Raw genomic sequence first — 21,817 nt, 5'->3', positions numbered from 1 at the left:
AGACCGAGGTGTGGCCATCGCCAGCAAGCCGGCTCCTACAGGTTGCATTTTTGCTGCTCCTCTCCGGGCGGGCGGTGGTCCGTGGCGGTCGGTTTGCGCTATACTCGCCGCCCTTTTTTGAATCACCGCCAGGCGATTTCCCATGACCAAACAGGCCGCCGAAGTCGCGAAACGCCGCACTTTCGCCATTATTTCCCACCCCGATGCCGGTAAAACCACCATCACCGAGAAGCTCTTGCTGATGGGCAAGGCGATTGCGGTTGCCGGCACGGTGAAGTCTCGCAAGTCCGACCGCCATGCCACCTCCGACTGGATGGAAATGGAAAAGCAGCGGGGTATCTCGATTACCACGTCGGTCATGCAGTTCCCGTATCGCGATCACATGATCAACCTGCTCGATACCCCGGGCCACGAAGACTTCTCCGAAGATACCTACCGCACCCTGACGGCGGTGGACTCGGCATTGATGGTCCTCGACGGCGGTAAGGGTGTAGAGCCACGGACCATCGCGTTGATGGACGTCTGCCGTCTGCGTGACACGCCGATTGTCAGCTTCATCAACAAACTCGACCGTGACATCCGCGACCCGATCGAACTGCTCGACGAAATCGAAGCGGTCCTGAAGATCAAGGCCGCGCCGATCACCTGGCCGATCGGTTGCTACCGCGATTTCAAAGGCGTTTATCACCTCGCCGACGACTACATCATCGTGTACACCGCCGGTCACGGCCACGAGCGCACCGATGTGAAAATCATCGAAAAGCTCGACTCCGATGAAGCCCGCGCGCACTTGGGCGACGAGTACGATCGCTTCGTTGATCAACTGGAACTGGTTCAGGGCGCCTGCCACGAATTCAACCAGCAGGAATTCCTCGACGGCCAACTGACCCCGGTGTTCTTCGGTACCGCACTGGGCAACTTCGGTGTCGATCACGTGCTCGACGCCGTGGTCAACTGGGCACCGAAACCGCTGGCCCGTGTCGCCAACGAGCGCACCGTGGAGCCGGTCGAAGAGAAATTCAGCGGCTTCGTGTTCAAGATCCAGGCGAACATGGACCCGAAACACCGCGACCGTATCGCCTTCATGCGCATTTGCTCCGGCAAGTACGAAAAAGGCATGAAGATGCGCCACGTGCGCACTGGCAAGGACGTGCGGATCGGCGATGCCCTGACGTTCTTCTCCTCCGAGCGTGAGCAACTGGAAGAAGCGTTTGCCGGCGACATCATCGGCCTGCACAACCACGGCACCATCCAGATCGGCGACACCTTCACCGAAGGCGAAGTCCTGGGCTTCACCGGTATCCCGCACTTCGCCCCGGAACTGTTCCGTCGCGTGCGTCTGCGTGATCCGCTGAAATCCAAGCAACTGCGCCAAGGCTTGCAGCAGTTGGCGGAAGAAGGCGCGACCCAGGTGTTCTTCCCTGAGCGCAGCAACGACATCATCCTCGGCGCCGTCGGTGTGCTGCAGTTCGACGTGGTCGCCAGCCGCTTGAAAGAGGAATACAAGGTTGAGTGCTCCTACGAGCCGATCACCGTGTACTCCGCGCGCTGGATCGATTGCGACGATAAGAAGAAGTTCGAGGAGTTCCGGGTCAAGGCCGTGGAAAACCTCGCGGTCGACGGCGGTGGTCACCTGACCTACCTGGCGCCGACCCGCGTCAACCTGGCGTTGATGGAAGAGCGCTGGCCGGACGTGAAATTCCGTGCGACGCGTGAGCACCACTAAGCGCTGAGCTGCAAAACCAAAAGCCCCGGTTGCGAAAGCACCGGGGTTTTTTAATGCCCGACACAAATCCCCCCCTGTAGGAACCAGCTTGCTGGCGATGGACCAGAGAACGCCGCGTTAATCCTGACAGCGCGCGTTATCGTTAACGACCATCGCCAGCAAGCTGGCTCCTACAGTGAGTGATTACGATTCGAGATAGCGGTTATTTCAAACCAATCTCCCCACCCACGGCATTTCCGGTCCTTCATTAGGGTCCTATTCAGGTGAACGCGGCCAATCGGAACTAAATTTCAATGAGGGCCGTCAGGCTCCCACGCATTACCCGCGAAGGATGGAATCAGCCATGAACATTTTTCAACGCATTGTGTTGTTGCTGAAGGTTTTGGTAATGCTGTCGGTCGGCATGTCGGCGGCAGCGTGGGCTGAATGCCCGGATCATGATGAGCAGGCGTCGAGCGGGCAGTTGACGCACACTGGCATGATGATCGCCAAGTCCGAATCAGAGCCCGGTGATCAGGGGCAGGGTGGCAGCGAGGGTGATGATGACTCGACCACTGACGAGCCTGACAGTGATGAGGAAGAAGGGACGTAACCAAGAGGCAAAATAAAACCCCTTCGACCCGATTGACGCGCAATCGAACCAGAAGAGGTTTTTGAACAGAACACCTATCCCTTGTAGGAGCGAGCCTGCTCGCGATGGAGTATCAGTAACAGCCGTGTTGGCTGACACTCCATCGCGGGCAGGCTCCCTCCTACAGGTTTTTCAGCCCACTGTTACGCCGCGCCGTCGAGGAATTGCTCGGCGTAGTGGCAAGCCACCTGGCGGTTATCGAGAGGGCGCAGGGCTGGCTCTTCGGTTTTGCAACGGTCGGTCGCGTACGGGCAACGCTTGTGGAAAGCGCAGCCCGACGGCGGGTTCAACGGGTTGGGCAACTCGCCGACGATCTTGATCTTCGGCTTGTTCGGGTCCGGGTGAATGGTCGGTGTGGCCGACAGCAACGCCTGGGTGTACGGGTGCAGCGGACGCTCGTAGATGTCGTTCTTCGGGCCCATTTCCACCGGGCGACCGAGGTACATCACCATCACGTCATCGGCAACGTGTTGAACCACGGCCAGGTTGTGCGAGATGAACACGTAGGCGGTGTTGAACTCTTGCTGCAGGTCCATGAACAGGTTCAACACCTGCGCCTGGATCGACACGTCCAGCGCCGAGGTCGGTTCGTCCGCCACCAGCACTTTAGGCTGCAGCATCATGGCGCGAGCGAGGGCGATCCGCTGGCGCTGACCGCCGGAGAACATGTGCGGATAGCGCTGGTAATGCTCAGGGCGCAAACCCACCTGCTTCATCATCGCCTGCACTTTCTCGCGACGCTCGGCTGCGCTGAGGCTGGTGTTGATCAGCAGCGGCTCGGCGAGTTGATCACCGACTTTCTGCCGAGGGTTCAACGAGGCGTACGGGCTCTGGAACACCATCTGCACGTCTTTGCGCAGTTGTTTGCGTTGAGCCTTGTCAGCCCCGGCGACTTCCTGCCCGGCGATTTTCAAGGAGCCGGAAGACGGCTCTTCGATCAGCGTCAGGGCGCGGGCCAGGGTGGATTTGCCGCAACCGGATTCGCCCACGACAGCGAGGGTCTTGCCGGCTTCCAGTTCGAACGACACACCGTTCAGGGCGCGTACGGTCGCATGGCCCTTGAACAGGCCGCGGGACACTTCGTAGTGACGGGTGAGGTCGCGGGCGGTAAGTACGACGGCCATTACGCCACCTCCTGGTTCAGCGGGTAGAAGCAGCGGGCGAGGCTGTTGCTTTTCGGGTCAAGGGCCGGACGCTGCGCACGGCAGGTGTCCTGCACATACGGGCAGCGCGGCGACAGCAGGCAGCCTTGCGGACGGTCGTAACGACCGGGAACGATGCCCGGCAATGTCGACAGGCGTGAGGCGCCGAGGCTGTGTTCCGGAATCGCCTTGAGCAGCGCTTCGCTGTACGGGTGCGCCGGAATGTCGAACAGTTGTGGCACATGACCGACTTCTACGGCCTGGCCGGCGTACATCACGCACACACGCTGGGCGGTTTCGGCCACGACCGCGAGGTCGTGAGTGATCAGTACCAGGCCCATGTTCTGCTCTTTCTGCAACGCCAGCAGCAGGTCCATGATCTGCGCCTGAATCGTCACGTCCAGTGCGGTGGTCGGCTCGTCGGCGATCAGCAGTTTCGGCTCGCCGGCAATCGCCATGGCGATCGCAACACGCTGGCTCATACCGCCCGACAGTTGATGCGGGTAGGCGTCCATACGGCTGGCGGCGCCCGGGATTTCCACTTTTTCCAACAGTTCGATGGCGCGTTTGCGCGCTTGCTTGCCGGACATTTTCAGGTGCAGGCGCAGCACTTCTTCGATCTGGAAACCGACGGTGTAGCTCGGGTTCAGCGCGGTCATCGGGTCCTGGAAGACCATGGCCAGGTCTTTGCCGACGATTTGTCGACGTTGACGGTTGCTGAGCTTGAGCATGTTCTTGCCGTCGAAATTCAGGGCGTCGGCGGTGACGATCCCCGGATGTTCGATCAGGCCCATCAGCGCCATCATGGTCACGGACTTACCCGAACCCGACTCGCCAACGATGGCCAGCACTTCGCCCTTGTCCACGGAAATGTCGAGCCCGTCGACCACCGGAACGGCGTTCTTGTCGCCGAAGCGAACGTTGAGATTCTTGATTTCTAACAGTGACATTTGAATCTCCTCAGGCGGCGTTCTTGAGTTTCGGGTCCAGCGCATCGCGCAGGCCGTCGCCCATCAAGTTGATTGCCAGCACGCTGAGCAAAATGGTCAAACCAGGCAGGCTTACTACCCACCAGGCGCGTTCGATGTAGTCGCGAGCCGAAGCCAGCATGGTGCCCCACTCAGGGGTTGGCGGTTGTACGCCAAGGCCGAGGAAGCCAAGGGCTGCGGCATCGAGAATCGCCGAGGAGAAACTCAGAGTGGCCTGAACGATCAGCGGCGCCATGCAGTTGGGCAGCACGGTGACGAACATCAGGCGCGGCAGACCGGCACCGGCCAGGCGCGCGGCGGTCACGTAGTCGCGGTTCAGCTCGCCCATCACCGCAGCACGGGTCAGACGAACATAGGACGGCAACGAAACCACGGCGATGGCAATGATGGTGTTGATCAGGCCAGGGCCGAGGATGGCGACAATCGCCACGGCCAGCAGCAGCGAGGGCAGGGCCAGCATGATGTCCATCAGACGCATGATGGTCGGGCCAAGGATGCGCGGGAAGAAGCCGGCGAACAGACCGAGCAGGATGCCCGGGATCAGCGACATCACCACCGACGACAAGCCGATCAGCAGGGACAGGCGCGAACCGTTGATCAGACGCGACAGCAGGTCGCGGCCCAGTTCATCGGTGCCGAGCAGGAACTGGATTTGCCCACCTTCCAGCCAGGACGGCGGGGTCAGCAGGAAGTCACGGTATTGCTCGCTCGGGTTATGTGGCGAGACCCACGGCGCGAAGATCGCGCAGAAGATCACCAGCAACATGAACATCAGGCCGGCGACGGCGCCTTTGTTCTTGGAGAACGCTTGCCAGAACTCTTTGTACGGGGACGGGTACAGCAGGCTTTGATCGACTGTTACCGCTTGATTTGCAGTTGAAGCTGGAGTGGTCATGGTCATGATCTCAGCGCTGGTGACGGATGCGTGGGTTGGCGAAGCCGTAGAGGATGTCCACGATGAAGTTCACCAGAATCACCAGGCAGGCGATTAACAGGATGCCGTTTTGCACCACGGGATAATCCCGTGCGCCAATGGCTTCGATCAGCCATTTGCCGATGCCGGGCCACGAGAAAATGGTTTCGGTCAGGACCGCACCGGCCAGCAATGTGCCGACTTGCAGGCCGACCACGGTCAGTACCGGAATCAGTGCGTTGCGCAGGCCGTGCACGAACACTACGCGCGACGGCGACAGGCCTTTGGCCTTGGCGGTCCGGATGTAGTCTTCGCGCAGCACTTCGAGCATCGAAGAACGGGTCATCCGCGCAATCACCGCCAGCGGGATAGTGCCGAGCACGATGGCCGGCAGGATCAGGTGATGCAGGGCATCGAGGAACGCACCGACGTCATCGGCCAGCAGCGTGTCGATGAGCATGAAGCCGGTGCGCGGCTCGATGTCATAGAGCAGGTCGATCCGCCCGGACACCGGGGTCCAGCCCAGGGACACCGAGAAGAACATGATCAGGATCAGGCCCCACCAGAAGATCGGCATCGAATATCCCGCCAGGGAGATGCCCATCACCCCATGGTCGAACAGGGATCCTCGCTTGAGTGCCGCGATCACCCCGGCCAGAAGGCCCAGGATGCCGGCGAACAACAGGGCGGCCATGGACAGTTCCAGGGTCGCGGGGAATAGAGAGCTGAACTCGCTCCACACGCTTTCACGGGTACGCAGGGATTCGCCGAGATCGCCGTGAGCCAGTTTGCCGATGTAATCCAGGTATTGGGCATACAGCGGTTTGTTCAGACCTAGGCGTTCCATTGCCTGAGCATGCATTTCGGGGTCGACTCGTCGTTCGCCCATCATTACTTCCACGGGGTCGCCTGGAATCATGCGAATCAACGCGAAAGTCAGCAAGGTGATGCCGAAGAACGTGGGGATCAATAACCCCAATCGGCGGGCAATAAAACTAAACATCTTCTGGTGTACCTCATCAGCCGGTTAGGCGTGCCTGGTGTCCCTGGAGTCAGGGACACCGGGAGTTTTCTTATCTACTTCACCTGGGTGGTGGCGAAGTTATTAGTGGTGAGGGGGCTAATGTGATAACCCTCTACGTTGTTGCGCATTGCGGTGAACATTCTAGTGTGCGCCATGCTGATCCATGGCTGGTCCTGGTTAAAAATAACCTGGGCCTGCTCGTACAGCGCTGCCCGCTCGGCCGGATCGGTTTTTTCGCGAGCCTGGTCGATCAGCGCCTGGAACTTGTCATTGCACCAACGTGCGTAGTTTTCGCCGTTCTTCGCGGCTTCGCAACTGAGCATAGGCGTCAGGAAGTTATCCGGGTCGCCGTTATCGCCCGCCCATCCGGCGGAAACCATGTCGTGTTCGCCGTTTTTCGCGCGTTTGAGCATTTCGCCCCATTCCATCACGCGAATGTCGATCTTGATCCCGACCTTGGCCAGGTCAGCCTGCATCATCTGCGCGCCGAGCATCGGGTTCGGGTTGGTCGGGCCGCCACCGTTGCGGGTGAACAGGGTGAACGTGGTGCCTTCCGGTACGCCGGCTTCCTTGAGCAGGGCGCGGGCCTTGTCCAGGTCACGGGCCGGGTTTTTCAGGCTGTGGTTGTAGCCCAGCAGCGTGTCCGGGAACGGGTTGACCGCCACTGTCGCATTGCCTTTACCAAACAGCGCGTTGACATAAGCCTCTTTGTCGAAGGCAATGTCGATGGCTTTGCGCACACGCACGTCGCTCATGTACTTGTGCGTGGTGTTCATGGCGATGTACGAAACGGTCATCGCGTTCAGTTCATCGACGCTCAGTTTGGCGTCTTTCTTGATGCTCGGGATGTCATCCGGCTTCGGGTACAGCGCGACCTGGCACTCGTTGGCCTTGAGCTTTTGCAGACGCACGTTGTTGTCAGTGGCGATGGCCAGGATCAACGAGTCAGCCGGCGGCTTGCCACGGAAGTAGTCCGGGTTGGCCTTGAAGCGAACCTGAGCGTCCTTGGCGTAACGCTGGAAAACGAACGGGCCGGTGCCGACCGGTTTGTTATTGAGTTCGCCGGTCTTGTTCGTCTTGAGCAGCTGGTCGGCGTACTCGGCAGGGTAAATCGAGGAGAACGCCATGGCGATGTCGGCCAGGAACGGCGCTTCGCGACGGGTCAGGGTGAATTTGACCGTGTTGTCGTCAACTTTCTCGACGCTTTTCAGCAGTTCCTTGAAGCCCATGCTTTCAAAGTACGGGAAGCCCACGCTCGACAGTTTGTGCCACGGGTGATTCGGGTCCAGCTGCCGCTGGAAGCTCCAGACCACGTCGTCGGCGTTCATGTCGCGGGTCGGTTTGAAGTATTCGGTGGTGTGAAACTTGACGCCTTTGCGCAGGTGGAACGTGTAGGTCAGGCCGTCTTCGCTGATGTCCCAGGACTCGGCCAGTGCCGGAATCACTTCGGTGGTACCGGGCTTGAAGTCCGCCAGGCGGTTGAAGATGGTTTCGGCCACCGCATCGGCTGTGACTGCAGTCGTGTATTGAACCATGTCGAAGCCTTCCGGACTGGCTTCGGTGCAAACCACCAAGGGTTTGGCCGAGACGCCAACGGCAACACTCAGCAACGCGGCAGCGATGGCCGCACGTAGGGGAAGCATTTTCATCAAGAGCCCTCTGCAATCAGTTAAGGACAAAAGCCGAACGGTAGATTCGTCACTGAATCAGCCGTTCGGCGGGTGCATTACAGAACGTTGAACGGGATGGTGGTCACGAGACGGAACTCGTTGATGTTGCCGTCAGCCTGGTTTTCGCTGGCGCGATGCGTGGTGTAAGTCGCACGAATAGCGGTGGCTTTGAGCGGGCCGCTTTGTACGGCGTACGACGCACCGATACCGTATTCATAGTGGTGTTCGCCATCCTGGGCCTGGATGCCGTCGTAGCCTTTGTCTACAACACCGCCGTTGCCGTTGTAGTGAGTGCCATCAATGCCCCAGCCGCGGGCCTGGTAGATGTTGAACTTCAGGCCTGGCACGCCGTATTCAGCCATGTTCAGGCCGTAGGCGATCTGGAAGGATTTCTCGTTCGGGCCGTTGAAGTCCGACAGCAGGGAGTTGGCCAGGTAGATGCCGTTGGTTTCGTGCAGGTAGTCGAAGTACTCGTTACCGTTCACTTCCTGGTAGGAGAAGGTCAGGGAGTGAGCCTGGTGAGTCAGGCCGAACGACAGGGAATAGGTGTCGTTGTCGATGTCGCCGATCAGGGCTTTACCTTCGTCCTGGGTTTTGTAGTAGTTCAGGCCGGTGGTCAGGCTCAGCACCGAGCTGTCGCCCAGTACGTGGGACGCGCCGACGTAGTACTGGTTCCAGATGTCTTCGGCCTGGGTTGCCCAGAGGCTGGTGGTCAGGCTGGCGAACGGCGTGTAGGTGATACCGCCGGTGTAGATGTGATCGGATTCAACGATACCGTTGGCGTATTCGGTGCGGAATTTACGCTGGCTTTGTTCGGTACGCGGGGAGTTGCGGTCGAAGGTGCCGAGGTCGAAGGTCAGGTTTTCCAGCTCTTCGCTGTGCAGCGTCACGCCTTCGAAGCTCGAAGGCAGTGGGCGGTTACCGATGACATCCACTTGCGGGCTGCTGAAGTTCTGGCGACCGGCCGTCAGCGTGGTGTTGGAGAAACGGGCCTTGACGTTGGCCAGGCCCAGTTTGCTCCACTGGTCTACGGCATCGCCACCTTCTTCGGTCAGCGTACGGTTATACCCCGCCTTTGCACGATCACCCGGTGCACCACCGAAGCGAGAGGCCAGGTCTTCGCGATCACGATTCAAGGCGATGGCATTGTAGGCCGCGACCTCAGTGCTGAAACCGACAGTGCCTTCGGTAAAGCCCGAGTTGTACTTGATGATGGTGCCCTGGACCCAGTTGATACGGCGGTCTGTGTCGGTCAACACGCCACTTTTGTTGTACTGGAACTTGGCGCCGCGCTTCAGTTGCTCATTCGCATACCAGTTACGCGTGGAACCGGTGACCGATTGCCCTTCGACAAAGCCGGTGGCTTCGCTTTGGGCGCTCTTTTCCTTGACGGTGACCGGTGTGAAAGCCTGGCTCTGGGACTCAGCGTAGGCCGTGGCGGTAACGCTGCTGATGGCCAGGGCCAATAACGCGGTGCTGCTCAGTTTCATGGGTGAAGCTCCTTTCTTTCTTTCTTTTTTTTTAATGCCGGTCTTTTTTGGTGATCCGGCTATTGGTTTTGGAACTCATACAAGGCTTCGCAAACGTTTGCTGTCGGCCTGATCGGCAAATAACGGCAATACGCTTGCGTGAGGGCGGAATCCGCCCCCAGCGTTTTTTTGGCTAATCGGTTATTTGTCGATACTGACGCCCGAGAACACGTTGCGGCCGAAAGGACTTACCTTGAATCCTTCGACTTTGGCGCTTAACGGCTGGTTGACCGTCGAGTGGGCGACAGGCGTGATCGGCACTTGCTGCTTGAGCAACTGCTGAGCCTGTTTGTAAAGCACGGTGCGCTGGTCACGGTCGGTGACGACCTTGGCCTGCTTGATCAGCTTGTCGTAAGCCGGATCACACCATTGGGAGTAGTTGTTGCCGCCAATGGCGTCGCAGCTGTAAAGCGTGCCCAGCCAGTTGTCCGGGTCCCCATTGTCACCGGTCCAGCCAATCAGGCTGATGTCGTGCTCGCCATTCTTGGTGCGCTTGATGTACTCGCCCCATTCGTAGCTGACGATCTTCACTTTGAGACCGATCTTCGCCCAGTCAGCCTGGAGCATCTCGGCCATCAACTTGGCGTTGGGGTTGTAGGGACGCTGAACCGGCATCGCCCACAGGGTAATTTCGGTGCCTTCTTTCACGCCGGCAGCCTTGAGCAATTCCTTGGCTTTGTCCGGGTTGTAGGCGGCGTCTTTAATGGTCTCGTCGTAGGACCATTGGGTCGGCGGCATGGCGTTTTGCGCCAGTTGACCGGCGCCTTGGTAAACGGCGTTGAGAATGCTTTGTTTGTTCACCGCCATGTCCAGCGCCTGGCGCACTTCGAGCTGGTCGAATGGCTTGTGGCGCACGTTGTAGGCGATGTAACCAAGGTTGAAGCCAGGCTTTTCGATGAGCTTGAGATTCGCGTCGTTCTTCAGCGCTTCGACATCGGCAGGGCGTGGGTGCAGGGTGATCTGGCACTCGTTGGCCTTGAGTTTCTGCACCCGTACCGACGCGTCGGTGTTGATGGCGAAAATCAGGTTGTCGAGCTTGACCCGGCTCGGGTCCCAGTACTGCTTGTTGCCGCTGTAACGGATGTTGGAGTCTTTCTGGTAGCTCTTGAACACGAACGGCCCGGTGCCGATCGGCTTCTGGTTGATGTCGCTCGGCTTGCCTTCGGCCAGCAGCTTGTCGGCGTATTCGGCGGACAGGATGGCAGCGAAGCTCATGGCGATGTTCTGGATGAACGCGGCGTCCACGCTGTTGAGCGTCATGACCACGGTCAGCGGCCCGGTCTTTTCGACCTTGGCGATGTTCTTGTTCAGGCTCATCCCGTTGAAATACGGGAACTCGGTTGGATAAGCCTTACGGAAAGGTTGCTGCGGATCGAGCATGCGATTGAAGGTGAACAGCACGTCATCGGCGTTGAAATCACGGCTCGGTGTGAAGTACTTGGTCGTATGAAATTTCACCCCTTCGCGCAAGTGAAAGGTGTACTTGAGGCCGTCTTCGGAAATATCCCAGCTCTTTGCCAGGCCTGGTACGACGTTGGTGGCGCCTTTTTCGAATTCTGCCAATCGGTTGTACAACGGCTCGGCGGCGTCGTTATCGGTCGCGGTCGTGTACTGCGCGGTGTCGAAGCCAGCCGGGCTGCCTTCGGAGCAGAACACCAGGCTGTTGTTGGCGGCCTGGCTGATGGAAGTGGCGGCCAGCAGGCCGGTGCCCAGCAATGCGGATAAAACCAAGGTATGGCGCATGACGCTCCCTTTTCTCTTTCGCTAAGTGTTTTCAATGCGCCGCTGTCCCGTCCGGGGACGTGGAGGCGTCACTGATCTCAAGCCATGATGTGCAGCAAAAACCGAGAACCCACGCGTGCACTGGTCAGAACCCGACGGTAAGAGCCGCGAGTCTGGCAGTAAATGCGTAGAGTCCTAAAGACTCGTAGGAAAGGGCAACGCGTCCGACGCCGCAGCTGTAATGCTCAGCGGAATAGGATGTAGGTTGTTTCCTGCTTTCTCGGTAGAAAAAGCAACGGCGACGTCAAAAACGTCGCCGTTGCCAAATCTTATTTGCTGACGCTAACGCCGTAGAAGGAGTTCAAGCCGAATGGGCTGATCTTGAAATCCTGCACTTCGTTGCGCATGGGTTGGAACACCGTCGAGTGAGCGATAGGTGTCATCGGAACAGCGTCTTTGAGGACGTGTTGCGCCTGCTTGTACAGTTCGGTGCGCTTGCCCTGGTCGGTCGTGCGCTTGGCTTCTTTGACGATGCCGTCGAACTTCTTGTCGCACCACTTGGAGAAGTTGTTGCCTTGCAGCGAGTCGCAGCCGAACAGCACGTTCAGCCAGTTGTCCGGGTCACCGTTGTCGCCGCTCCAGCCAATCAGCATCGCGCCGTTTTCGCCACCTTTGGAGCGCTTGATGTACTCGCCCCACTCGTAGCTCTGGATTTTGGCCTTGATACCGATCTTCGCCCAGTCGGACTGCAGCATTTCTGCCATCAGCTTGGCGTTCGGGTTGTACGGACGCTGCACCGGCATTGCCCATAGAACGATTTCGGTGCCTTCCTTCACACCGGCTTCCTTGAGCAGCTCCTTGGCTTTCTCAGGGTTGTACGGAGCATCCACGATGGTGGTGTCGTAAGACCACTGGGTCGGCGGCATGGCGTTGACGGCCTTTTGACCTGCACCCTGGTAAACCGAGTCGATGATCTGTTGTTTGTTGACGGCCATGTCCAGTGCCTGACGCACTTTCAGTTGGGCCATCGGGTTCGGCTTGTCGTCACCCTTGATCTTGTCCATCACGTTGTAGGCGATGTAACCCAGGTTGAAACCAGCCTGGTCAGGCACCTTCAGGGTTTTGTCTTCTTTCAGCGCCTTCAGGTCGGCCGGACGCGGGAACAGAGTGATCTGGCACTCGCCCTTTTTCAGCTTCTGGATACGCACCGACGGGTCGGTGGTGATGGCGAAGATCAGGTTATCGATCTTGACGTCGTCAGGCTTCCAGTAGTCCTTGTTCCCGGTGTAGCGGATGTTGGAGTCTTTCTGGTAGCTCTTGAACACGAACGGACCAGTGCCGACCGGCTTCTGGTTGATGTCGGCGGCTTTGCCTTCCTTGAGCAGCTGGGCTGCGTACTCGGCGGACTGCACCGAGGCGAAGCTCATGGCCATGTTCTGGATGAACGCGGCATCTACTTCTTTGAGGGTGAACTTGACGGTGTGGTCGTCGACTTTATCGATCTTGGTGATGTTGGTGTCCATCCCCATGTCGGTGAAGTACGGGAATTCGGTCGGGTACGCCTTACGGAACGGATCATCCTTGTTAATCATGCGATTAAAGGTGAACAGCACGTCGTCGGCGTTGAACTCGCGAGTCGGCTTGAAGTACGGGGTAGTGTGGAACTTGACGCCTTCACGCAGGTGGAAGGTGTAAGTCAGGCCATCATCGGAGATGTCCCACTTGGTCGCCAGACCAGGAATAACGGCGGTGCCGCCGCGCTCGAACTGAGTCAGACGGTTGAACATGGTTTCGGCAGAGGCGTCGAAGTCGGTTCCGGTGGTGTACTGACCAGGATCAAAACCGGCCGGGCTCCCTTCGGAGCAGAACACCAGGTTAGTCGCCGCTTGGGCGAAAGGTGCGGCAGCTAACAAGCTGGCGCCGACTAAAAACGGAATGACCGCGTGTTTAAGCATGGTGGCCTCATGATTTGTTGTCATTTTTGAATTTGAGGACGACCTCGTGAGTCGTGCCTGCGGATACTTATGCAGGGGCCATACCCAATGCAAGATGTTGAATGGCCACAAGCCTTAAACAGTGGCACGAACGTACCTTAATGTCGCATATGTATAAATTGACGCGCATTTGACCGTTTGCGTGTAGTTTTTTCGGTGCAAACCACGCACTGACGGAGGGCAACCGGGGCGCTGGGCGCACCCGGTTGGCGCGCGGTGTTACTTATTTATACCCACACCATAGAAGGGTGTGAGGCCGAACGGGCTGATCTTGAAGTCGGTGACTTCCTTGCGCAGCGGCTGGAACACCGTCGAGTTGGCGATAGGTGTGATAGGCACCTGTTGCTTAAGGATTTGTTGGGCCTGTTGATACAGTTTCACCCGCTGCTGTTTGTCCGTGGACACCTTGGCTTGCTGGACGAGTTTGTCGTAGGCCGGGTCGCACCACTTGGCGTAGTTGCTGCCCTTCACGGCCGCGCAGCTGTAGAGCACGCCGAGCCAGTTGTCCGGGTCGCCGTTGTCGCCGGTCCAGCCGTAGATCATCGCGTCGTGTTCGCCGTTCTTCGCGCGCTTGATGTACTCGCCCCATTCATAGCTGACGATGTTGGCCTTGATGCCGACCTTCTCCCAATCCTGCTGGATCATCTGTGCCGACATCCGCGCATTGGGGTTGGAGGCACGCTGCACGGTCATGGCCCACAAATTAATGGTGGTACCGGGTGCAACCCCTGCTTCTTTCAGTAGCGCCCGGGCTTTTGTCGGGTCGTAGGAAGCGTCCTTGATGCTCGGGTCGTAAGACCATTGCGCCGGTGGCAAGGCGTTTTGCGCCAGTTGCCCGGCACTCTGGTAGACAGCCTTGATGATCGCCGGTTTGTCGATCGCCATGTCCAGGGCCTGACGCACCTTGAGCTGGTCCAGTGGCGGGTGTGTCACGTTGTAGGCCAGGAAGCCGAGGTTGAACCCGGCCTGCTTGAGCACGCGCAGGTTCGGGTCTTTCTCCATCACCTCGATGTCGGCCGGGCGCGGGTAACCGCTGACCTGGCACTCGCCGGTCTTGAGTTTCTGCAAGCGCACAGCGGCGTCCGGGGTGATCGAGAACACCAGGTTGTCGATTTTCACATCCTCGGGTTTCCAGTACGCCTTGTTGGCGACGTAGCGGATCTGCGAGTCCTTTTGATAGCGCTTGAACACGAACGGGCCGGTGCCGACGGGTTTCTGGTTGATGTCGGCTGCCTTGCCTTCCTTTAACAATTGCGCGCCGTACTCGGCGGATTGCACCGAAGCGAAACTCATCGCCAGGTTCTGGATGAAGGCGGCGTCGATGTTGTTCAGGCTGAAGCGCACGGTGTGCTCGTCGATTTTGTCGACGCTCTTGATCGTTTTGTTCAGGTCCATATCGGTGAAGTACGGGGACTCGGCGGGATAGGCCTTGCGGAACGCATTTTCCGGGTCGAGCAGGCGCTGGAAGGTGAACAGCACGTCGTCGGCGTTGAAGTCGCGGGTCGGGGTGAAATAGTCGGTGGTGTGGAATTTCACGCCGTCGCGCAGGTGGAAGGTGTAGGTGAGGCCGTCTTTTGACACGTCCCAGTTTGTCGCCAGCCCGGGTTCGACTTCGGTGCCGCCGCGTTTGAATTGGGTGAGGCGGTTGAAGACGGTTTCGGCGGAGGCGTCGAAGTCGGTGCCGCTGGTGTATTGGCTGGGGTCGAAGCCGGCGGGGCTGGCTTCGGAGCAGTAGACCAGGGTGGTGGTGGCTTGGGCCAGTGGGGCTGTGGTGATCAGGGCTAGGGCGAGCAGGAGTGGTTTGACGGTGGTTCTTTCCATGGAGTCCCCGGGGGATTGGGTCGCTGTGTTTTCCTCAGGGTAGCGTTGGAGGCGGGGTTGGCGGAAATATCCGTTTGTGAGGGGGACCCCTCTATCTCGGTATATTCAGGCTGGTTGCCTGTTGTGTGCACATTCAAAATGTAGGAGCCGGCTTGCTGGCGATGGCGGCCTGGTAGCCGACCATTTTTTTGGGGTGTACATATCCATTCCTGTGGTAACGGCCACTTACGGTTTCGCCCTTACGGCGACTCACTTTTGCAGACGCCCAAAAGTAAGCAAAACGCTTCGCCCCAGCGTCCGGCCCCTCGCTTAGGCTCGGCGTTCCCTCGCTCCGGTCCTGCTCCGTGGGCCCGCCGCCATCGGCCATCCATGGCCGGGGGCGGCTAGCCCGGCATCCATGCCGGGCTGCCCACTGCGCAGAACCTCCACTCGGCCTCCCGAAGGGGCGGGCAGATCAAAATCAAAAGCTGCAGGCGAGCTAACGCTCGGCCTGATGAGTGGTGAGAAGCGGGTGTACGCCGACCTGCTTTTGTAGGAGCCGGCTTGCCGGCGATGGCGGCCTGTCAGCCGACCCGATTTCGCGGATGTAATACGCCCTTTGTAGGAGCCGGCTTGCCGGCGATAGCGTCCTGTCAGCCGATCTGATTTCGCGGATGTACCACGCCCTTTGTAGGAGCCGGCTTGCTGGCGATGGCGGCCTGTCAGCCGACTTGCTTTCGCGGATGTACCCGAACTTTTGTAGGAGCCGGCTTGCCGGCGATGGCGGCCTGTCAGCCGACCTGATTTTGCGGATGTAATACGCCCTTTGTAGGAGCCGGCTTGCTGGCGAAAGATTCCGGATTTTACGGTGCTGCTACGGCCGCCATCGTCGGAACGCCGCCCGCAGCAAGCCGGCTCCTACAGGATCGGGTGGCGTCGATTTTCCCGGGCCATAAAAAAACGGCGATCACTCCGGTGATCGCCGTTTCTGTGTACGGGTTATCGAATCAAGGCATCAACACTTCAATCGACCCGTCCGCCGTCATGCTGACCTGGCTGGTGCCGGCTTCAACTTCCGGCGTAACCGGCGCGGCATCCATGCTGGCCGCTTTCATCATCATCGGCCCACGCATGTACGGTTGTGGATAACCGTTGCTGTTCAGGTTCAGGTTGACGATTTTGTAACCCTTGCCGCCCAGCGCGTCGGTGGCCAGTTGTGCACGGGCCTTGAAGGCGGTCACGGCGTCTTTGAGCAGGGCGTCTTCACTGGCCTTGCGGGTTGGTGTGGCGATGGCGAAGTCCATGCCGCCCATTTTCAGGTCGGTGAGCAGTTCGCCGGTCAGTTTCGACAGGGCGGCGAAGTCGGAGCTTTCCAGGCGCAGTTCGGCGCGCTCGCGCCAGCCAGTGATTTTCTGGCCCTTGGTGTCGTAGATCGGGTAGCTGTTGCGGCTGCCCTGGCGCAGGGTGATGTCTTTGACTTGCTTGGCCTGGGCCAGCGCTTTGTTCATGGTGGTGCTGACGTCGGCCGCGAGTTTGGCCGGGTCGGTGTTTTGTTCTTCGGTGTAGAGGGTCACGATCATCAGGTCGCGGGCAACTTCCTGACTGACTTCGGCGCGCAGGGAAATCTGGTTGTAATGCAGCTCGTCGGCGGCCAGGGCCGGGAGGCTGGCGACGGTGCCAACGCTGAGGGCGAGTAGGGCGGCGCTGCGGCGGAAAGTGTGCATGAAAACTCCTTGGACGATGCGCAGGGGTTAGGTCCGAGCCTGCGTGAAACCATCAGACTCTAGCTTCAATGATCCGGTTCGCACAGTTACAACTTCTATACAGATGGTTGCCCGCGAAGGCGGCCTTATAGACGCAGCTGATATTCCTGCCATGTGGCCGTTTGCCGCACTTTTGCCTGTCAGCCCCCGTGCTTGGTTATACTCCGTGCGATCCGCCTGGAGCGCTCATCAGGAGAGCTCATGCTCGCCCCCGTTCAAATCACTTCCGCAACTCGTCAGAATCTCTGGCGGCTGACGTTCATCCGCACATTGGTGTTGGCCGCTCAGGCCGGTTCCGTGGGCCTGGCCTACTGGCTCGACTTACTGCCGCTGCCTTGGTTCCAACTGGCCGCGACCCTCGGTTGCTCCATGTTGCTGTGCGCATTCACGGCGATTCGGCTGCGCACCTCATGGCCCGTCACCGAGCTCGAATACGCCGTGCAACTGGCCTGCGACCTGTTTATCCACAGCGCCTTGCTGTATTTCTCCGGCGGCTCGACCAACCCCTTCGTCTCTTATTACCTGGTGCCGCTGACCATCGCCGCCGTGACGCTGCCATGGCGTTATTCGGTGATTCTGTCGGGCATCGCCCTGGCGATGTACACCTTGTTGCTGGCGGGTTTCTATCCGCTGCAAACCTTCCCGATTGCCCGGGAAAACCTGCAGGTCTACGGGATGTGGCTGAGCTTCGCCCTGGCTGCTGCGGTGATTACCTTCTTCGCCGCGCGCATGGCCGAAGAGCTGCGCCGGCAGGAGGAGCTGCGGGCCATCCGTCGCGAAGAAGGCTTGCGTGATCAGCAATTGCTGGCCGTCGCGACCGAGGCCGCCGGTGCCGCCCATGAACTGGGCACGCCGCTGGCGACCATGAGCGTGCTGCTCAAGGAAATGCGTCAGGACCATCACGATCCGATGTTGCAGGACGACCTCAGCGTGCTGCAGGATCAGGTCAAACTCTGCAAAGAAACCTTGCAGCAACTGGTGCGCGCCGCCGAGGCCAATCGCCGCTTGGCGGTGGAGATGCAGGACGTCACTGATTGGCTCGACGAAGCGCTGAACCGCTGGCACCTGATGCGCCCGGAAGCCAGTTACCGCTTCCAGCGCCTGGGCCAAGGCACCGTGCCGCGCATGGCGCCGCCGCCAGACTTGACCCAGGCGCTGCTGAATTTGTTGAACAACGCCGCTGATGCGTGCCCCGAAGGGCTGCAAGTGACGCTGGACTGGAATGCCGAGGACTTGACCATCAGCATTCGCGACCACGGCGCCGGTGTGCCGCTGGCCATTGCCGAACAGATCGGCAAACCGTTTTTTACCACCAAGGGCAAAGGTTTCGGCCTGGGCCTGTTTTTGAGCAAGGCCAGCGTGACACGCGCCGGCGGCTCAGTGAAACTCTACAGTCATGAGGAAGGCGGTACGCTCACCGAGCTGCGCCTGCCCCGTGTCGCCCGAGGAGACGAACATGAGTGAAGAGATCCAAGTCGAAGGCGAAGAACTGCCGCATTTGCTGCTGGTAGATGACGACGCCACGTTCACCCGCGTGATGGCGCGCGCCATGGCTCGCCGTGGTTTTCGCGTCAGCACCGCCGGCTCCGCCGAAGAAGGCCTGACCATCGCCCAGGCCGATATCCCGGATTACGCCGCGCTGGACCTGAAAATGGACGGCGATTCCGGCCTGGTGTTGCTGCCAAAACTGCTCGAACTCGACCCGGAGATGCGCGTGGTGATCCTCACCGGTTACTCGAGCATTGCCACCGCTGTCGAAGCGATCAAGCGCGGTGCCTGCAACTACCTGTGCAAACCGGCGGATGCCGATGATGTCCTTGCTGCGCTGCTCTCCGAGCACGCCGACCTCGACTCCCTGGTGCCGGAAAACCCGATGTCGGTGGACCGCTTGCAGTGGGAACACATCCAGCGCGTGTTGACCGAACACGAAGGCAACATCTCCGCCACTGCCCGCGCCCTGGGCATGCACCGCCGTACGCTGCAGCGCAAACTGCAAAAGCGTCCCGTTCGTCGCTGAACCTGCGCTGAACGAATGCCGGCCGCGCCTCGCGACAAACCGAGCCGATCATCTATGATCGGTTCGTGCGTGTTCTTTTCTTTATCGAGCCTTTTCCATGAATCAGAACGCTGAATATTCCGCGGTCAACGATGCCGTGCGCGGGCAGTTTTTTCGCAAAGTCTGGGCGATGATCACGCCTTATTGGCAAAGCGAAGAGAAGGTCAAGGCCTGGACACTACTGATCGCGGTGATCGCGTTGTCGTTGATCAGCGTGGGGCTCTCGGTGTGGTTCAACACCTGGTACAAGGATTTTTACAACGCTCTGCAGAAGAAGGACGAAGCCGCGTTCTGGCAGCTGATTCTGTACTTCTGCGGGATTGCGGCGGTGGCGATCATCGGTGCTGTGTACCGACTCTATCTGACCCAGATGCTGACCATTCGCTGGCGTGCCTGGCTTACGGAAAAGCATTTCGCCCGCTGGCTCGGCAACAAGAATTACTACCAGCTGGAGCAGGGCGGTTACACCGATAACCCGGACCAGCGGATTTCCGAAGACCTCAACAACTTCACCTCCAATACCCTGGAACTGGGCATCGGTTTGCTGCGCAACATTGTCAGCCTGGTGTCGTTCTCGATCATTCTGTGGGGCGTGTCGGGCAGTATCGAAGTGTTCGGTTTCACCATCCCCGGCTACATGTTCTGGTGTGTGCTGGTGTATGCCGTGATCGGTAGCTGGCTGACGCATCTGATCGGTCGTCGCTTGATCGGCCTGAACAACCAACAACAACGCTTTGAAGCCGACCTGCGTTTCTCCATGGTACGGATTCGCGAAAATGCCGAGAGCATCGCGCTGTACAACGGCGAACCCAATGAAAACCGTCGCTTGAGCAACCGCTTCGGGCTGGTCTGGCACAACTTCTGGGACATCATGAAGGTGTCCAAGCGTCTGACGTTCTTTACCGCAGGTTATCAACAGGCCGCCATCATCTTTCCGTTCATGGTCGCTGCCCCACGTTATTTCGCTGGCAAGATCGAACTCGGTGATCTGATGCAAATCAGTTCGGCGTTCGGCAATGTGCAGGAGAGCTTCAGCTGGTTTATCAGCGCGTACCAGAACCTCGCCGCATGGCGCGCCACCTGTGATCGTCTGCTGAGTTTCCGTCAGGCCATGACCGACAACGAAGAGCGCGCGCCGGCCATCGACGTACAGAATCAGGGTAATGGGTTGAAGATTCACAACCTGGGCCTCGATCTGGCGGACGGTCGACATTTGTTGACCAATGCCGACATGACCGTGGAGGAGGGCGAGCGCGTGATGCTCAGCGGCCGTTCCGGCAGCGGCAAGTCCACGTTGCTGCGAGCAATGGGGCATTTGTGGCCAACAGGCCATGGCAGCATTCGTCTGCCGACGGCGCGCTATTTGTTCCTGCCGCAAAAGCCTTATCTGCCGATTGGCACACTGCGCGAGGTGTTGAGTTATCCACAGCCTGGCGAGACCTATTCGCAGGAACGCTACGTTCACGTGCTGGAAACCTGTCGTTTGCCGCACCTGGTTTCGCGCCTGGATGAAGCGAATCACTGGCAACGCATGCTTTCGCCGGGCGAACAGCAACGTCTGGCCTTTGCCCGTGCGTTGCTTTATGCGCCGCAATGGCTGTACATGGACGAAGCGACTTCGGCGATGGATGAAGAGGATGAAGCTTCGCTGTATCAGGCGTTGATCGATGAGATTCCGGGGCTCAGCATTGTCAGCGTCGGGCATCGCAGCAGCCTGAAACGCTTCCATCCACGGCATGTGCGCATCGACAATGGCTATCTGGTGGACCAGACCGTAACCGCATAATCACCACAATCCCTGTAGGAGCAAGCTTGCTCGCGATGGCCCTGATGTGGTTTTCCTGAAGAACCGCGTTATCGTTCTTCGCGGGCAAGCCTCGCTCCTACAGGGGTGGTGGTGATCGTACAACCGCGTTGAGCTATGATGCGGTTTCAGCCGAATTTTTCGAGACAGACGTTCACCATGGAAAACCCGATCGACGCACCACGCCTCCCTCGCAAGCGCCGCAGCCTCGCACAGGAATTGGTGACGGTGCTGTCCGAGCAGATCCGCGATGGTCACCTCAAGCGCGGCGACAAATTGCCCACCGAGTCGGCGATCATGGATGCCCATGGCGTCAGCCGCACCGTGGTGCGCGAGGCGATTTCCCGTTTGCAGGCGGCCGGGCAGGTGGAAACCCGCCACGGCATCGGCACCTTCGTGCTCGATACGCCGAGCCCGAGCGGTTTCCGTATCGACCCGGCGACGGTGGTGACGCTGCGTGATGTGCTGGCGATTCTGGAGCTGCGTATCAGCCTCGAAGTGGAATCCGCGGGGCTTGCTGCGCAACGCCGCAGCCCTGAACAGTTGGCGTTGATGCGCGCCGCCCTGGACGCCTTGAACGAAAGCGCGGCCCACGCCAGCGATGCGGTGGCCTCGGACTTCCAGTTCCACCTGCAAATCGCGCTGTCGACCGGCAACCGCTACTTCACCGACATCATGACCCACCTGGGCACCAGCATCATTCCGCGTACGCGCCTGAACTCGGCACGCCTGGCCCATGACGACCAACAGCACTACATGAGTCGCCTGAGCCGTGAGCACGAAGAGATTTACGATGCGATCGCACGCCAGGATTCCGATGCGGCGCGGGCGGCGATGCGCTTGCATCTGACGAACAGCCGCGAGCGGTTGCGTCATGCGCATGAAGAGGCTGAGGCGCAGCGGGGATAATATTTCAACCCGGGTTCCGGGTTGCCCGAGAGACCGCTATCGCCAGCAAGCCGGCTCCTACAGGAACGGTGTCGTACGCAAATTTTGTGTACGACGAAGAACCTGTAGGAGCCGGCTTGCTGGCGATGGGGTCAGTGGCCGTTAC

16 protein-coding genes are annotated in these 21,817 nt (G+C 59.3%); 6 read left to right on the top strand and 10 right to left on the bottom strand.

What is annotated here, in order from left to right:
- Window positions 1-142: 142 nt before the first annotated feature.
- Together IB254_RS11855 and IB254_RS11850 are read left to right on the top strand one after the other, a co-directional pair.
- Entirely contained in the window at window positions 143-1,726 is a 1,584-nt protein-coding gene (locus IB254_RS11855; protein WP_008024413.1) for a peptide chain release factor 3, read from the top strand.
- Between the two features lie 343 nt (window positions 1,727-2,069).
- Window positions 2,070-2,318 (top strand): hypothetical protein, encoded by a 249-nt coding sequence (locus IB254_RS11850; protein ID WP_192417398.1) that lies wholly within the window; start codon window positions 2,070-2,072, stop codon window positions 2,316-2,318.
- Window positions 2,319-2,500: 182 nt separating this feature from the next.
- Here IB254_RS11850 and IB254_RS11845 read toward each other — a convergent pair whose 3' ends face one another.
- The 10 genes from IB254_RS11845 to IB254_RS11800 all read right to left on the bottom strand — a co-directional run bounded on the left by IB254_RS11845 (window position 2,501) and on the right by IB254_RS11800 (window position 16,864).
- Window positions 2,501-3,481: a peptide ABC transporter ATP-binding protein gene (locus IB254_RS11845; RefSeq protein ID WP_008024408.1), complete on the bottom strand. Its 981-nt coding sequence runs from the start codon at window positions 3,479-3,481 to the stop codon at window positions 2,501-2,503.
- The gene (locus IB254_RS11840) at window positions 3,481-4,449 is read right to left on the bottom strand and encodes an ABC transporter ATP-binding protein (RefSeq protein WP_192417397.1); all 969 of its coding nucleotides are present in this window, start codon (window positions 4,447-4,449) and stop codon (window positions 3,481-3,483) included. The genes IB254_RS11845 and IB254_RS11840 overlap by 1 nt, the downstream gene beginning before the upstream one ends.
- A gap of 10 nt (window positions 4,450-4,459) precedes the next feature.
- Complete coding sequence (locus IB254_RS11835; RefSeq protein ID WP_192227718.1) at window positions 4,460-5,383, bottom strand: ABC transporter permease subunit; 924 nt, start codon at window positions 5,381-5,383, stop codon at window positions 4,460-4,462.
- A 10-nt stretch (window positions 5,384-5,393) separates the two neighbouring features.
- On the bottom strand, window positions 5,394-6,404 hold the full coding sequence (locus tag IB254_RS11830) for an ABC transporter permease subunit (protein ID WP_008024401.1): 1,011 nt from the start codon (window positions 6,402-6,404) through the stop codon (window positions 5,394-5,396).
- Window positions 6,405-6,478: 74 nt separating this feature from the next.
- Entirely contained in the window at window positions 6,479-8,074 is a 1,596-nt protein-coding gene (locus IB254_RS11825; protein ID WP_192417396.1) for an ABC transporter substrate-binding protein, read from the bottom strand.
- Between the two features lie 77 nt (window positions 8,075-8,151).
- Window positions 8,152-9,585 carry an OprD family porin gene (locus tag IB254_RS11820; protein WP_192417395.1) on the bottom strand — a complete coding sequence of 478 codons (1,434 nt, stop codon included), beginning with the start codon at window positions 9,583-9,585 and terminating at the stop codon, window positions 8,152-8,154.
- 180 nt (window positions 9,586-9,765) lie between these two features.
- A complete protein-coding gene (locus tag IB254_RS11815) occupies window positions 9,766-11,367 on the bottom strand; it encodes an ABC transporter substrate-binding protein (RefSeq protein ID WP_192417394.1) in 1,602 nt (533 codons plus the stop codon).
- Between the two features lie 308 nt (window positions 11,368-11,675).
- A complete protein-coding gene (locus tag IB254_RS11810; protein WP_008036270.1) occupies window positions 11,676-13,301 on the bottom strand; it encodes an ABC transporter substrate-binding protein in 1,626 nt (541 codons plus the stop codon).
- Window positions 13,302-13,559: 258 nt separating this feature from the next.
- Window positions 13,560-15,161, bottom strand: a complete 1,602-nt coding sequence (locus tag IB254_RS11805; RefSeq protein WP_192417393.1) for an ABC transporter substrate-binding protein — start codon at window positions 15,159-15,161, stop codon at window positions 13,560-13,562.
- 986 nt (window positions 15,162-16,147) lie between these two features.
- Complete coding sequence (locus tag IB254_RS11800) at window positions 16,148-16,864, bottom strand: SIMPL domain-containing protein (protein ID WP_192417392.1); 717 nt, start codon at window positions 16,862-16,864, stop codon at window positions 16,148-16,150.
- Window positions 16,865-17,104: 240 nt separating this feature from the next.
- On the opposite strand from IB254_RS11800, the gene IB254_RS11795 reads away from it, so the two are divergent.
- The 4 genes from IB254_RS11795 to IB254_RS11780 all read left to right on the top strand — a co-directional run bounded on the left by IB254_RS11795 (window position 17,105) and on the right by IB254_RS11780 (window position 21,672).
- A complete protein-coding gene (locus IB254_RS11795) occupies window positions 17,105-18,367 on the top strand; it encodes an ATP-binding protein (RefSeq protein ID WP_192417391.1) in 1,263 nt (420 codons plus the stop codon).
- On the top strand, window positions 18,360-18,920 hold the full coding sequence (locus IB254_RS11790; protein WP_008026845.1) for a response regulator transcription factor: 561 nt from the start codon (window positions 18,360-18,362) through the stop codon (window positions 18,918-18,920). The genes IB254_RS11795 and IB254_RS11790 overlap by 8 nt, the downstream gene beginning before the upstream one ends.
- Window positions 18,921-19,017: 97 nt before the next feature.
- Complete coding sequence (locus tag IB254_RS11785; protein WP_192417390.1) at window positions 19,018-20,745, top strand: ABC transporter ATP-binding protein/permease; 1,728 nt, start codon at window positions 19,018-19,020, stop codon at window positions 20,743-20,745.
- Window positions 20,746-20,922: 177 nt separating this feature from the next.
- Complete coding sequence (locus IB254_RS11780) at window positions 20,923-21,672, top strand: FadR/GntR family transcriptional regulator (protein WP_031318393.1); 750 nt, start codon at window positions 20,923-20,925, stop codon at window positions 21,670-21,672.
- Window positions 21,673-21,817 lie beyond the last annotated feature (145 nt).

The organism is Pseudomonas sp. PDM03, from assembly GCF_014852385.1.
GTDB lineage: Bacteria > Pseudomonadota > Gammaproteobacteria > Pseudomonadales > Pseudomonadaceae > Aquipseudomonas > Aquipseudomonas migulae.
This window is presented reverse-complemented; position numbering and strand designations above follow the sequence as displayed.

Excerpts from the sequence above, each read along its gene's own strand:
- IB254_RS11800 (WP_192417392.1), bottom strand. The coding sequence starts at position 16,864 with ATGCACACTTTCCGCCGCAGCGCCGCCCTACTCGCCCTCAGCGTTGGC.
- IB254_RS11825 (WP_192417396.1), bottom strand. The coding sequence starts at position 8,074 with ATGAAAATGCTTCCCCTACGTGCGGCCATCGCTGCCGCGTTGCTGAGT.
- IB254_RS11840 (WP_192417397.1), bottom strand. The coding sequence starts at position 4,449 with ATGTCACTGTTAGAAATCAAGAATCTCAACGTTCGCTTCGGCGACAAG.
- IB254_RS11815 (WP_192417394.1), bottom strand. The coding sequence starts at position 11,367 with ATGCGCCATACCTTGGTTTTATCCGCATTGCTGGGCACCGGCCTGCTG.
- IB254_RS11845 (WP_008024408.1), bottom strand. The coding sequence starts at position 3,481 with ATGGCCGTCGTACTTACCGCCCGCGACCTCACCCGTCACTACGAAGTG.
- IB254_RS11780 (WP_031318393.1), top strand. The coding sequence starts at position 20,923 with ATGGAAAACCCGATCGACGCACCACGCCTCCCTCGCAAGCGCCGCAGC.
- IB254_RS11795 (WP_192417391.1), top strand. The coding sequence starts at position 17,105 with ATGCTCGCCCCCGTTCAAATCACTTCCGCAACTCGTCAGAATCTCTGG.
- IB254_RS11855 (WP_008024413.1), top strand. The coding sequence starts at position 143 with ATGACCAAACAGGCCGCCGAAGTCGCGAAACGCCGCACTTTCGCCATT.
- IB254_RS11810 (WP_008036270.1), bottom strand. The coding sequence starts at position 13,301 with ATGCTTAAACACGCGGTCATTCCGTTTTTAGTCGGCGCCAGCTTGTTA.
- IB254_RS11830 (WP_008024401.1), bottom strand. The coding sequence starts at position 6,404 with ATGTTTAGTTTTATTGCCCGCCGATTGGGGTTATTGATCCCCACGTTC.
- IB254_RS11820 (WP_192417395.1), bottom strand. The coding sequence starts at position 9,585 with ATGAAACTGAGCAGCACCGCGTTATTGGCCCTGGCCATCAGCAGCGTT.
- IB254_RS11850 (WP_192417398.1), top strand. The coding sequence starts at position 2,070 with ATGAACATTTTTCAACGCATTGTGTTGTTGCTGAAGGTTTTGGTAATG.
- IB254_RS11785 (WP_192417390.1), top strand. The coding sequence starts at position 19,018 with ATGAATCAGAACGCTGAATATTCCGCGGTCAACGATGCCGTGCGCGGG.
- IB254_RS11835 (WP_192227718.1), bottom strand. The coding sequence starts at position 5,383 with ATGACCACTCCAGCTTCAACTGCAAATCAAGCGGTAACAGTCGATCAA.
- IB254_RS11805 (WP_192417393.1), bottom strand. The coding sequence starts at position 15,161 with ATGGAAAGAACCACCGTCAAACCACTCCTGCTCGCCCTAGCCCTGATC.
- IB254_RS11790 (WP_008026845.1), top strand. The coding sequence starts at position 18,360 with ATGAGTGAAGAGATCCAAGTCGAAGGCGAAGAACTGCCGCATTTGCTG.